9 protein-coding genes are annotated in these 13,971 nt (G+C 47.5%); all 9 read left to right on the top strand.

What is annotated here, in order from left to right:
• Window positions 1-65 precede the first annotated feature (65 nt).
• A complete protein-coding gene (locus tag ABNK31_RS02105) occupies window positions 66-1,871 on the top strand; it encodes a RagB/SusD family nutrient uptake outer membrane protein (protein ID WP_418894098.1) in 1,806 nt (601 codons plus the stop codon).
• Window positions 1,872-1,957: 86 nt separating this feature from the next.
• On the top strand, window positions 1,958-3,280 hold the full coding sequence (locus ABNK31_RS02100; RefSeq protein ID WP_418894097.1) for a Gfo/Idh/MocA family protein: 1,323 nt from the start codon (window positions 1,958-1,960) through the stop codon (window positions 3,278-3,280).
• A gap of 6 nt (window positions 3,281-3,286) precedes the next feature.
• The gene (locus ABNK31_RS02095) at window positions 3,287-4,273 is read left to right on the top strand and encodes a sugar phosphate isomerase/epimerase family protein (RefSeq protein ID WP_286850269.1); all 987 of its coding nucleotides are present in this window, start codon (window positions 3,287-3,289) and stop codon (window positions 4,271-4,273) included.
• Window positions 4,274-4,640: 367 nt separating this feature from the next.
• Entirely contained in the window at window positions 4,641-4,769 is a 129-nt protein-coding gene (locus tag ABNK31_RS02090; protein WP_418895459.1) for a hypothetical protein, read from the top strand.
• 565 nt (window positions 4,770-5,334) lie between these two features.
• On the top strand, window positions 5,335-6,588 hold the full coding sequence (locus ABNK31_RS02085) for a Gfo/Idh/MocA family oxidoreductase (protein ID WP_418894096.1): 1,254 nt from the start codon (window positions 5,335-5,337) through the stop codon (window positions 6,586-6,588).
• A gap of 20 nt (window positions 6,589-6,608) precedes the next feature.
• A complete protein-coding gene (locus ABNK31_RS02080; protein WP_418894095.1) occupies window positions 6,609-9,992 on the top strand; it encodes a DUF1080 domain-containing protein in 3,384 nt (1,127 codons plus the stop codon).
• 175 nt (window positions 9,993-10,167) lie between these two features.
• Entirely contained in the window at window positions 10,168-10,770 is a 603-nt protein-coding gene (locus ABNK31_RS02075; RefSeq protein WP_418894094.1) for a DUF4923 family protein, read from the top strand.
• Window positions 10,771-10,835: 65 nt separating this feature from the next.
• Window positions 10,836-11,438, top strand: coding sequence for a peptide deformylase (gene def / locus ABNK31_RS02070; RefSeq protein ID WP_418894093.1), 603 nt, complete (start codon window positions 10,836-10,838; stop codon window positions 11,436-11,438).
• A gap of 337 nt (window positions 11,439-11,775) precedes the next feature.
• Window positions 11,776-13,950 (top strand): heavy metal translocating P-type ATPase, encoded by a 2,175-nt coding sequence (locus tag ABNK31_RS02065; RefSeq protein WP_418895347.1) that lies wholly within the window; start codon window positions 11,776-11,778, stop codon window positions 13,948-13,950.
• The last annotated feature ends 21 nt before the right edge of the window (window positions 13,951-13,971 follow it).

Here is a 13,971-nt window from a genome sequence, read left to right as displayed (position 1 = left end):
TCGCTCTCATTTCGTGCGACAATGCGCTTGATCAAAAGCCTGTTGATTCATTCAATGAGGAATCGATGTTTGAAGACATCAACCTTTCCGAGGCATTTTTATATCAATGTTATGATGTGATGGGAGGAGACCATACAAATGTTTTGGGAATGCGTGAGGATCTGCTTTCATCGTCAACCGACGAACTCTTGAATATTCACAGAGCCGGTGAGGTGACATTTACCAAAGGCACACTAACGCCCGATTATTTGGGTCACTTCGGTAATGATCGTTACGGATGGATTCTATGGAATTACAATTATTCCAACATTAAAAATGTAAACACACTTTTAGGTGGTATTGACGGCGTGCCTGTTAATTCGAATGCCGATGAAAAAAGACTTGCTCAAATTAAAGCCGAAGCCTATTTTATACGGGCTTTTAACTATACCAATCTCTTGCGCTCTTATGGGGGTGTTGTGCTGATCGATAAAAAATTTAATCTGAAAGATGATTTTTTGACTCATGAGAGGGCAACCCTTCAACAAACGGTTGATTTTATTTTATCCGATTTGGAAAAAGCTATTGCCGGACTGCCGGACAAGAGCGAAATTGCACAAGGGAGAGCAACAAAAGGTGCAGCATCCGCACTGAAATCCAGATTATTGAGTTTCGTAACCGGTGAACTGATGAACGGTGGATACGAAGCAAAAAATGATTTGGTCTCTTTTCAAGATGATAATAGAAAACAGAGACTGACAGCTGCAAAAAATGCCGCCAAAGATATTATCGACGGAAAATACGGCACATACGCTCTATCAGGCTCGACTACGCCCCCACCCGTAAATATGAGTGAAGAAGAGTTTGCAGCTTATGTAGATAATTACAGCAATATTTTTCTTCAAAAAGGGGCGTGGAACGATGAGGTGATCTTCGGCATCCAATATGTGAACAGACAGGGCAACCAAGTGAGCAATAATCTTTACTGGGGACCAAACGGATATAATTGCTGGGGTAATAACGAACCTACAGAAGATATCATACGTCAATTTGAAATGAAAGACGGCTCACCATTCAAATGGGATAAATACAAACCGGGAGAAGCTAACATTCGGGAATTCAAACAAGAAGAACTCAAAACCAATCCTGATCTGAATCCCTTTGACGGAAGAGAACCTCGTTTTTATGCAAACGTTCTCTATGACGGTGCTCCTTGGAGGGAAAGAGCATCCACCGACAACAAAGTTCAAATCGCATCCAAAGTAAATGCGCCGGGCACCAGTTTAATGGGAGGCCAAAGCGTGGCTGAAAAAATGCAAGCGATAGCCAAACTCGAATCGGTAAGCACCGGAGGAAACGACTCAAGGCAAGCGGCCAACCAAGCATGGAATGGTACCAAAACCGGTTATTACCTAAGAAAAATGCTGGATATAACTCTCAATGGAGAAATTGACAATAATGAAAACGCTTGGATTGAGATAAGATTTGCAGAGGTACTTCTGGATTATGCCGAAGCATGTATTGAACTTGATGAAATAGAAGAGGGGCTCAAGACAATCAATAAAATCAGAAACCGTGCAGGATTACCCGACAGACCCCTCAACGTGAATCAAGATCAAGCGAGAAAATGGTATAGGCACGAAAGACTGATTGAAATGTTCGCCGAAGGTGACAGATGGTATTGCATCAGAAAATGGATGATTTGCAATGACGTAATAAAAAAGTTTCATCCCTTGTATATCTATCACTTCAACGACGGCGTATCAATGTATATCTATAATACTACAGCATTAGCAGACACCAGAAAATGGGAAAATAAGAATTATTGGCTTCCCATATCAAGAACTGAAATTAACAAAGCACCTAAGTTAAAACAAAATCCGAGTTACTAATTTAAATTTCGAAGTTTTTCGAAAAACAAATATTTGTCACTATGTTTGCATTTTCAAACATAAAACTAATAATAACAGAAAACATTATGACCTATTCACGAAGAGAATTCATTAAAACGGCAGGGCTGGCCACCGTCGGTTCTGTTATTGTGCCCAACATGGCTTGGGCTGCAAACGCGTCGCCAAAAAGAGGAAGCAACACACTGAAAATAGGACTTATAGGTTGTGGAGGCAGAGGTACCGCAGCAGCCGCAGAAGCGTTAAACGCCGACCCTGACGTCGTCCTCTCGGCAATGGCCGATACGTTTGCTGACAGCTTAGAAGCGTCTTACCAGAACCTCAAAGGAAAATTTCCGCAGAAAGTGCAGGTATCCGGCAAGAACAAATTTGTGGGGCTCGACGCTTATCAAAAACTAATTGCTTCGGATGTGGATGTGGTGCTGCTTGCCACTCCCACCGCCTTCCGTCCCGCTCATCTGGAAGCTGCGGTAAATGCGGGTAAACATATTTTTTGCGAAAAGCCGTTTGCCGTGGATGCGCCCGGACTGCGCAGGGTAATGGCTGCCGCTCAAAAGGCGAAAGAGAAGAAGCTCTCGCTGGTGTCGGGCTTCTGCTGGCGCTATCATTTCCCGAAAAGGGAGACTTTCGGCAAAGTGCTGAACGGCCAGATCGGAAACATCCTCACAGCAGAAACCACCTACAATACCGGCGAGTTGTGGTACAAGGAACGCCAAAGCGGCTGGTCGGACATGGAATACAAGTTGCGCAACTGGATCTATTACAACTGGCTGTCGGGCGAGCATATTATCGAGCAGGCCATCCACAGCATCGACATGCTGCAGTGGGCAATGGGAGACACTACCCCTCTGCGTGTTACCGGCAGCGGAGGGCGCCAGAAGAGAACAGACAAGAAATTCGGCAACGTGTACGACCATTTCGCCCTGACGTATGAATATGCCGACGGCGTGAAAGCTTACTTCTCTTGCCGCCAGCAAAACGACACGGCACCTTCGTATGCCGTGGAGCTGGTGGGAAGCGAAGGGAGATGCCTGGTGGACTGCCGTACAGGTGCTCACGTGATTACCGGCAAAAACCCGTGGAAATATGACGACGAGACTAAGTTCACCGACGAAAACGCCTACAAGAAATCGCAGTCGAGAAGCATGTACCAACAGGAACATGACGAACTGTTCGCCTCCATCAGGGCTGGAAAACCTCTGAACGACGGGGAATGGATGACCCGCTCCAATTTGGTAGCACTAGCCGGACGAATGGCCGGATACACCGGTCAGACAATCACCTTAGACCAAGCACTTACTTCGGAAGAGGTGCTGTTCCCCGAACATATCTCGTGGGATACCAAGTACGACATCGATATTGCCGTTCCGGGCATAACACCCTTTAAATAATCCAAAATGAATAAAAGAGAATTCATCAAATCGGCAGCGATGGTGGCGGGTGCCGCCGCCGTCACGCCATTTGCTTCGGCAGCGGGAATACAAGAAAAGTCTGAGGTTACAGAGATTAAGGGAACATCCGGTGCATCGGGAGCGGCATCAAACCCAACCGCGTCGGGTGCCGGAATCCACACCAAAGTGACATTGAAAAAGAGTCTCGGTTTCGGCATGATAAAAGAAGAGCTGTCGCTTACTGATAAGTTTAAGCTGATAAAGGATTTAGGGTTCGACGGAGTGGAGCTGAACAGCCCCACCGAATTCGCCATATCGGATATCCTAAAAGCAAAGGCGGCTTCGAAGATAGAGCTCCCGAGCGTGGTAAACAAAGACCACTGGAGCGTGCCCCTCTCCGACCCCGACCCAACGGTGCGCAAAAAGTGCATCGAATCAATCGTCAAATCGCTACAAGAGGTGAAAGAGTTAGGTGGCGACACGGTACTGGTCGTGCCGGGAGTGGTGAACGACAAAGTGTCGTACGAGCAGGCATACATCACTTCGCAACAATCCATCAGGGAGTTGATACCTTACGCCGAAAAAGCCGGCATGCAAATTGCGCTGGAAAACGTCTGGAATAATTTCCTGTTAAGTCCGCTGGAAGCAAAACAGTTTGTGGATGAGATCAATCACCCATTGGTGGGATGGTATTTCGACATCGGTAACATCCTGCGCTACGGCTGGCCGGAGCATTGGATACGCACCCTCAACCACCGCATCATGAAGATGCACATCAAGGAGTTCAGTCGCGAGAAGATGAACTCCAAAGGATTGTGGGAAGGGTTTAAAGTGGAGCTGCTCGAAGGTGACAACAACTGGCCGGCGGTAATGAAAGCAGTCAGCGATATACACCATACCGGCGGCTGGCTGACGGCCGAAGTGGACGGAGGAGACCGACATCATCTGACGAAAATCGCCTCGCAAATGGATCGGATCATTGCGTATTTGTAAGTACTGATTAGCAGTTACTGCTATTTTTTCTACAATAAGAAATGTTTCACGACCTGCAGGATGGGGGAATAGTGCAATCACCTGTTGAAATAGACGGGTTAAGGCATGGAAGGATATTCCGTGACTAAGCCCGGAAGCAAAAGCCTTTTCGGGTACAACTGTTTATCTTAGGGGTTTTAACATCGAGAATACAGCGGATGAAGCACCTATTTGCTCAACCTGCGGCGGGTGGAAATGATAGCAAAAGTCAGACTGAACGGATCGGAGACAGCTACTAAATAGACTTATCCTTACAAAATGGATATTACTGGATACCTTCAACCGGATTTCAAAACGTATCTTTGCAGCCGGAAAAATAAAACAGGATATGGTATCAGTTGACGGATTGGCCGTAGAGTTCAGTGGAGTGGCAATATTTTCGAACATCTTTTTCGTCATAAATCCTAAAGAGCGCATTGTCCTGATGGGTAAGAACGGTGCGGAGAAATCGAGGTAAACGCATACTACGCAGAATCATGAGCGCCACAACAACTGATTGTCCTTTATGTGAGAATGCTCGCATGACCTTTCAGCTCTCCACAATGTTCCTTATAGTATCGTGTATGGGCTCAGTAAATAACATAATCGAAAAACAGGAAATGTTTCAGTAAGCAATAAAGTAAAAAGTGTTTTTTGAAATCAGATGTAAATTATTTGACAAACTGACGGGGTTTATGTTATTTTGCAGTTGCACTTCAGAATTACATAACATCTGCTTAAAGTATGGATAATCACTTTATTGATAGAGCAATTACTCCTGTATTGCATGAGGCATACCGCATTATTCATTGGAAAATATGGATATCAGGCATTTTGCCTTGAATGACCCGAGAGCAGGGTATCCTGAATGTAAAAAACAGGATGAAGGGGTTGAAAAGGCACAGCTTCAAGGGATACTTCACAATAGAATAGCATACTCTTTTATCTTTTCATCATGAAATAATAAAATAATACTATATATCCGGCTTATTTTTTATATTTTTGCTTATTCATATATACAATCTAAATTCAATTCATATTACATGACAACCAGAAGACAATTTTTACGTACGGTGGGAGGACTTTCATTACTCACCATCGTCCCCCGGAATGTATTGGGAAAAGGCTTTATAGCTCCCAGTGACCAGCTCACAAAAGGAATTATCGGTGTCGGTGGAATGGGACGCGGACATGTTCCATATGACAAAACACGTGTTGTAGCCATGTGCGACGTCGATAAAAAACACCTCGCCCAAGGAGCCGCTTTGGTAAAGGACAAAATTAATCTCTACCACGACTTCCGCGATCTGATCCTCGATAAAAATGTAGACATCGTGCATATCGCCACCCCACCCCATTGGCATGGCATTATGGCGGTAGAAGCCGCCAAGTCCGGAAAAGATATTTTTTGTGAGAAGCCCATGACCCGCACCATTGGCGAAGGAAAACGCGTGAAAGAAGCGGTCGCCCAGCACGGTAACATTTTTCGTCTCAACACATGGTTCCGCTTCAAAGATCCGTTCTACGGATTAGGAACGCCTGTGAAACCGCTCAAAAAACTCATCGACAGCGGCCTGTTGGGATGGCCCCTGAAAGTGACCATCAGCAAACACACCGGCTTCGACTGGAAATTCTTTTGGGTTGGAAAAGAGCATCTGGCTCCACAACCCATACCTGAAGAACTCGACTACGATCTCTGGCTCGGCCCGGCCCCTTATAAACCCTATAACGCCCACCGCGTACATCAAACGTTCCGCGGATATTGGGATTACGACGGAGGCGGATTGGGCGATATGGGACAGCACTATATCGATCCCGTACAATATATGCTCGGCAAAGACCACACGGCCCCCGTAAAAGTAGAAGTGGATGCTCCGCAACAACACCCCGATGCGGTAGGAACATGGCGTTCCATCACGTACACTTACGACGACGGATGCCAAATCATTCTCTGGGGCGGGGATTACGGCAAGCCTGACACGCCTTACATTGCCGGCCCGAAGGGAAATGTTTACAAAAACTTCGTATGCGATATCCCGGACTGGCAAAAGAAACTGGCCGAATATCCCGAACCGGCCGCACAAAATACCGATTTTATCGAATGCGTGCATAACCGACAGAAATTCGCCCTTAACGAAATCAACGGACACCGCTCTGCCACGATTGTCAACATGGGAGTGGTCGCCCTGCAATTGAACCGCACGTTGCAATACGATCCCATCAGTGAACGGTTTATCAACGATGACGAAGCCAACCGGTTTATCGATCAACCTATGCGTGCCCCCTGGACTATCTAATTCAATTAATTATCAAAACAATGAAACAACATATCCTATTTATCTCATGCTTGTTTATAGCGATGAGTTTGCAGGCACAAACGCCGCAGAACAGGACGCAAGCTACGATTATAGCCGATGCCCTGGCACAATTCCCGGCAGAAAATCAAAAACAATATAATTCATTACTAACGGACTTGACTTCTACCGGCGAGGAAGGATTATTGTCGCTTATCGGACACCTCAACCCTCCGGGAAAGGATAACAACGCTGCAGCGGAATATGCCATCAGCGGTTGGACCCATTTCGTAGCCAACGACCCCGCCAAACGGACAGTTGCCGCCGGAGCTTACGAAAAAGCCCTACAACAACCTTTCGATGCGGAAATCAAGGCTTTTATCCTCCGCCAACTGGGTAAGATCGGGAACGACAATACGATCTCCTCCTTAACAGGCTTTCTAAATGATGAACGTCTTTCGGATCCCGCTGCTCAAGCGTTGGTTTCAATCCGATCCGGCAAGGCTGCTCAAGCTTTATTGACAGCTTTGACGACTGCCTCGTCTCCCGAAATAAAACGCCATCTTGTCAATGCCCTTGGCGAAACCGGATATTCTCCGGCCGAGCCCGCACTATTAACCCTGCTCGCACAAAATTCTCAAGACAACAATGACCGGAAGGTTCTATACACCGCTTTAGCCAATACCGGGACCAAACAATCGGTAAAAGCGCTCCGTACGGCGGCGCAAGAAGCCGGATACGCTTATACCAAAGATGATGCGACAGGAGCCTACGTGACGCTGATCGCCCGGTTGGCTTCGACAGATCCCAAAACCGCACAGAAAGAAGCATCGCAACTCCTTAAAAATGCTGAAAAAGTAAACCGTCAAGATTTGAAAACGACAGCTACACGCATCCTTCTTTCTTTGCCGGCCGGTGACAAGAACGCAATTCTCAAAGCGGCCTTGAAGGATGGCGACATTGCTTACCTCACAACCGTATTGAATGCCTATCCTTACGAAAAAGATACAAAAGCAGGAGAACTCATTGTAAAAGAGCTCAACTCACAGCCTTCATCCGGAAAACAAACCGCCATCCTCTATTGGTTGGGACAACATGCCGTAACGAATGCCCTTCCGGCCATAACGGCTCATCTGTATGCTTCCGATAAGATGGTACAGAAGGCGGCAGTCCGTTCGCTGGCAAATATCGGTACTCCCGAAGCGCTTACCGCTTTAGGCGGGTTACTGACAAGCGATGAGGAACAAACCATCGGCTTAGCCAAGCAAGTGTTATCAGAACATACAGGAGACATCTCCTATACGCTGGCTTCGATGTTCGACAAGAGTTCGACGGCCGGACAGATCGCAGCATTGCAATTAATAGCCGGACGGAAGATGGAAAGCCAATACAATTTGGTATACAACCAATTATTCAAAGACAACCCAACGGTTAAGGCCGAGGCGGCACGGACATTGCAACACGTCGTGACCGATCGAAACCTGAATGACCTCTTCCTGCTACTCGAGCAATCGGATGCAGCTTATACCCCGGATATTCAGCAGGCCCTCAATGCAGCGTTATCGTATCTTCCCGCACAGCAGCAGTGGCAACTCGTCACGGAAAAGATGAATTCCTCGCCAAACAAGCATCTTTACTATAGCGCTTTGGCTAACAGCCGTTCGCAACAAGCGCTACAACAACTCATCGAGGCGCAAAAAAACGAAACCGGCGCAACCAAACAAGCGGCACTGCAAGCTTTGCAACAATGGCCCTCGTTTGATGTGGTGTATCCCCTACTCGACATTGCCCGCACGGGTAAAGACGCCGAGGAAACCGGCGCCGTGGTGCAGGCCATTGTGCAAAAGGTCGCTTCTTCCGATAAAACCGGCGCCGTAAAATACCTCTTCCTGCGCGAAGCGATGCAGTTCGCAACAAACGATACGCAAAAAAACGCGATTCTCCGGTTGTTACCGAATACGGGCATGTATCAAGCGATGCTGTTCGCTGCACCGTTTATGGACCGTCCTGCGTTGAGCGAATCGGCGGCACAAGCCGTCATGAATTTGGCGATTAACAATCCTTCCTTCTCGGGAAAGATAACCACTGACCTTTTGAACAAAGCCGGCAAGACTCTTAGCAATCCTGATGCCGATTACCAACGCCAATCCATCCAAAAATACCTTTCCGAGCATCCGCAGGAAGGGGGATACTTCTCCCTGTTCAACGGCCGCAACCTCGAGGGTTGGAAAGGATTAGTGGAGAATCCTCTGAAAAGGGCGCAAATGAGTACGCGCGAATTGACCAATGCCCAGGTGAAAGCCGACAAACAGATGGCTGCCGACTGGAAAGTGGAAGACGGACTGATTGTTTTCGACGGCAAAGGATTCGATAACCTTTGTACCGCAAAGCAATACGGCGACTTTGACATGGTGATAGATTGGAAACTCTATCCGGGAGCGGAACCCGATGCAGGTATTTATCTGCGCGGTACTCCTCAGGTACAGATATGGGATACGGCCCGTGTAAACGTCGGAGCACAAGTCGGTTCGGGAGGATTATACAACAATCAGACCCATCCGAGCAAGCCGCTGAAAGTCGCCGATCTGAAAGTTGGCGAATGGAACACCTTCCGCATCCGTATGGTAGGCGACCGGGTATCGGTATGGCTCAATGGCGAGTTAGTGACCGATAATGTCATTCTGGAGAACTACTGGGATCGAAATCAGTCGATTTTCCCGATGGAACAAATCGAATTACAAGCGCATGGAAGCAAAGTGGCCTATCGCGATATTTACCTTCGCGAGTTAGACCGCCCGCAACCGTTCACGCTCTCGAAAGAGGAAGAAAAGGAAGGCTTCCGGATGTTGTTCGACGGAACAAACATGCATGAGTGGATCGGGAACACCAAAGATTACGTGATGGAAGACGGAATTATCGTAATGCATCCGAGCAAAAGCTTCGGCGGCAATCTTTACTCGAAAGACGAATTCGATAATTTTGCACTGCGTTTTGAATTTATGCTTACGCCCGGGGCCAATAACGGATTGGGGATACGTACCCCAACCGAAGGCGATGCCGCTTACGTAGGCATGGAGTTACAAATCCTCGATAACGAAGCGCCGGTATACAAAGACCTGCAAGTTTACCAGTACCACGGATCGGTGTACGGGGTAATTCCGGCTAAAAGAGGTTTTTTGAAACCCACCGGTGAGTGGAACTACCAGGAAGTAATTGCCGACGGTGACCATATCAAGGTTATTCTCAACGGAAATACCATCGTCGACGGAAATATTCGTGAAGCCGCTAAAAACGGGACGCCCGACGGGAAACAACATCCGGGCTTGTTTAACAAAAAAGGACATATCGGGTTTCTGGGACATGGCTCCGAAGTCAAGTTCAAAAACATCCGCATAAAGCAGTTATAAAAACATTTTATCTTTTACTCTGCGGGAGGTTATTCGTGATAAACGGATAACCTCTTGTTTTTTCCTTTTCCGGTGTAGATAATTTCCCCGCGTCTATTGCCAATGTTTCTTAAAAGAAGCGCTTCGCTCCGGAAAAAGCATTATTTTTACTCTTTCAATAAAAAAAAGCAATAAAATGAAAAGTAAAAATATAAGAATCAGCATTATTTTAGGAATCATATTATTATCGCCTCTTTTTCTCACTCATGCCCAATCTTCGGGCAAATCCATTATAAACAGCGTTTTGAATAAAGTAACGCAAACGTCGAAAGTACAACCCCAAGACTTAACCGGAGAGTGGAATTATCAGGGATCGGCGTGTCATTTCGAAAGTAACAATATTTTAAAGAATATGGGAGGAGCCGTTGCCGCCGAACAGGTGGAAAACCAGTTCGACAACTATCTTTCCAAGATCGGGATCGGAGTAGGGACTTGTAAATTCGCTTTTTCCAACGGCAACACCTATAACGCGAATTTGGGAAAAATGCCGCTGAACGGAAAATATACCGTCGAAGAGGCGACCAAACAGATCACACTCACCTATAAAGGCATGGCTAAAATCCACGGAACCGTCAAGAAGTCCGGTAATAACTTACAATTACTGTTCGATGCAGACAATTTACTGAAATTGCTCAAAATAGCCAGTTCAATGACGAATGACAGCAAATTAAAGGCCATCACCACATTTACCGATATGTATGACGGATTGCAACTCGGTTTCGATCTCAAAAAACAATAAAATCCACGTATTACCCATGAGCTTAGAGCGAGGCGTTCGATAAACAGACTCAAGATAAACTATTTATGATACATAGTATTGCATTTTCACTCCTTTTAGCGATCCATTTTATGACGCCGTTTACAGAAAGAGAATTAGAGATTATTCATAACGGTGATGCCCAAACGCCTTTCCGCGTTTTGCAAACGACCGACCCCGTCGATTCGTTGATGCTTCGTATGCAATCGAACGATATCGACACCGACTCCATAGCACACAATGCCAGCCTGCAACTCCTCATCGAACGGCTAAAAACGACGATGGAAGTAGCCGGCGGAGTAGGTATTGCCGCACCTCAGGCAGGTATTCTTAAAAACGTATTCCTGTTCACCCGCATCGATCATCCGGAGAAAGACGTGTGCGTAGCCATCAATCCGCGCATTATCGATCACCCCGTAAACAAAATATGTTTCGAACGCGACGGCTGCCTGTCCATTCCCGATACCGGAGGAAACTCCCTGCGCTTTCCCTGGGTTGAAGTCGAATATTGGGACGAAAAAGGCCAACACCATCGCGAACGATTGGAAGGATATAGCCGGAAAGAGGATTTCACAGCGGTTATCTTCCAACACGAGTATGATCACCTGCAAGGAATCTTGTTCATCGACAAGCTCTGTCCGGCGCAATAGCCTCTCGCTTCCCCGAAAGGAAATGTCCCCGTCCGATGTCGTGCAATTGAACTTAATCGCTTCATTTTTGTTCTTTTGAAAAGCATTTATGACTTACGATTATTCCCATATCGACATCCGGCTGATCCGTCCTGCCGATGAACCGGAACAAGCCGCCGGCGACATCCGTGCGATCAAAGGTGTGGCGGACGTCCAACTCACAGACCGTTCCGTGACTCTTTTCATCGAAAAGAAACAAGCCGACGACACCTCGGAAATCATCCAATCGGCCATTTCGGTTCTCCGCCGTTCCGGAGCGGAAATATCCGCGCAACGGCAATCTTTCCCGGTATTAAAGATGACCTGCGCCGCTTGCGCCTCGAGCACGCAAAACATCCTGCAAATGGTGCCGGGCGTATTGTCTGCATCCGTCAACTATGCCAACGGTAAGGGGACTGTGGAATATCTGCCTGAAATCACCTCTCCGCAAGAAATGAAATCCGCGTTGGAAGAAATCGGATACGATATGCTGGTGGAGGAAAAGGAAGCCTCGGCCGAAAATCTTGAACATATCCGAGAAAAAGAATATCAAAAACTCCGTCGCCAAACGCTATTCTCCGTCGCATTATCCATTCCTTTGGTCATCATCGGAATGGCTTTTATGCATGCTCCTTACGCCAACCTGATCATGTGGGTGTTGGCGACCCCTATTCTTTTTATTTTCGGACGACGGTTTTTCGTCGGCGCTTGGAAACAAGCCCGCCACCGATCGGCCAATATGGACACGCTGGTAGCGCTCAGCACGGGTATCTCTTATTTATTCAGCGTTTTCAATATGCTCTATCCCCAGTTTTGGGAGAGCCGAGGACTGGAGGCTCATGTCTATTTTGAAGCGGCAGGTGTCATTATCACCTTTATTTTATTGGGCAAACTCCTCGAAGCACGGGCCAAGGGCAACACCTCGGGCGCCATTAAGAAGCTTATGGGACTGCAACCGTCGACTGTAACGGTATTCAGAAACGGCTTGCCTTCGGAAATAGCGATTGCCGATGTCCAAATCGACGATATCATCCTCGTAAAACCCGGCGAACGCATTGCCGTAGACGGCGAAGTGACCGACGGCACCTCTTTTGTAAACGAAAGCATGATCAGCGGCGAACCGATTCCGGTAGAGAAAAAAGCAGGCGAGAAAGTATTTGCCGGCACCATTAATCAAAAAGGCAGCCTCCGCTTCCGGGCTCAAAAAGTGGGCAAAGACACCCTTTTGGCGCATATTATCCGCACGGTGGAAGAGGCTCAGGGAAGTAAAGCTCCCGTACAACGGCTCGTAGATAAAATCGCCGGCATTTTCGTACCGATTGTCATCGCCATCGCTATTATCAGCTTTATCGCTTGGCTCCTCTTCGGCGGGGCAAACGGTTTTGTATACGGACTACTAGCGATGGTCACCGTGTTGGTTATCGCCTGCCCTTGCGCACTCGGTTTAGCCACCCCCACCGCCATCATGGTCGGTATCGGCAAGGGAGCCGAAGAAGGCATTCTCATTAAGGACGCGGAAAGTCTCGAAGCGGCCAAACAAATCGATGTCGTGGTGTTGGACAAAACCGGCACTATTACCGAAGGTAAACCCGAAGTAACCGGCATTCTATGGTCATCGGACGCCCTCCCTTTGCATCGCGACATTCTCTACGGCATCGAGTACCGCTCGGAGCACCCGTTGGCGGAAGCGATAACGACCGCTCTTTCGCCGGTCGCCACCCTACTGGAAGGTATTGAGGTGGAACAGGTCAGCGGAAAAGGGATCGAAGGGACGTATCTCGGTAAAAAATATTATATCGGCAACGAAGCTTTTATCGCTTCAAAAGATATCGACATCCCGCTCGAGCTTGAGAATCAACTGGCTGACGAACTGGATGCCGCCCATACCGTCACGCTCTGTGCCGATGAAAAAACGGCTCTTTGCGTCATCGGAATCACCGATAAAATGAAACCCACCTCGAAAGAGGCTATCAGCCAACTAAAAAAAATGGGGGTGGAAGTAGCGATTTATACCGGCGACAACGAAAAAGTAGCGACCGCATTGGCGGCCGAACTCGGTGTCACCCACTTTAAAGGGAATGTACTGCCGGAAGAAAAAGCCGCTTTGGTAAAACAGCTACAGCAAGAAGGCAAAAAAGTAGCGATGGTGGGCGACGGCATCAACGACAGCGGGGCATTGGCGCAAGCCGATGTCAGTATTGCCATGGGCAAGGGCAGTGATATTGCGATGGATGTGGCGAAGATGACCATTATCTCATCCGATTTGCTCAAAATACCGAGGGCTATCACGTTGTCGCAAGCTACGGTAAGAACCATCCGCCAAAATCTTTTCTGGGCGTTTATTTATAACTTAATAGGAATCCCCATCGCCGCAGGAGTCCTTTATCCCGTGAGCGGATTCCTCCTCAACCCGATGATTGCGGGGGCGGCCATGGCTCTGAGTTCCGTCAGCGTGGTAACGAACAGTCTGCGGCTAAGGGGGAAGAGAGAATAGAGGTTGGAGAATGGAGATTAG

The sequence above is a fragment of the Limibacterium fermenti genome, from assembly GCF_041902845.1.
GTDB classification, from domain to species: Bacteria; Bacteroidota; Bacteroidia; order Bacteroidales; family Dysgonomonadaceae; genus Limibacterium; species Limibacterium fermenti.
The sequence above is the reverse complement of the archived record's forward strand: the minus strand, read 5'-3'. Positions and strand labels throughout refer to the sequence as shown.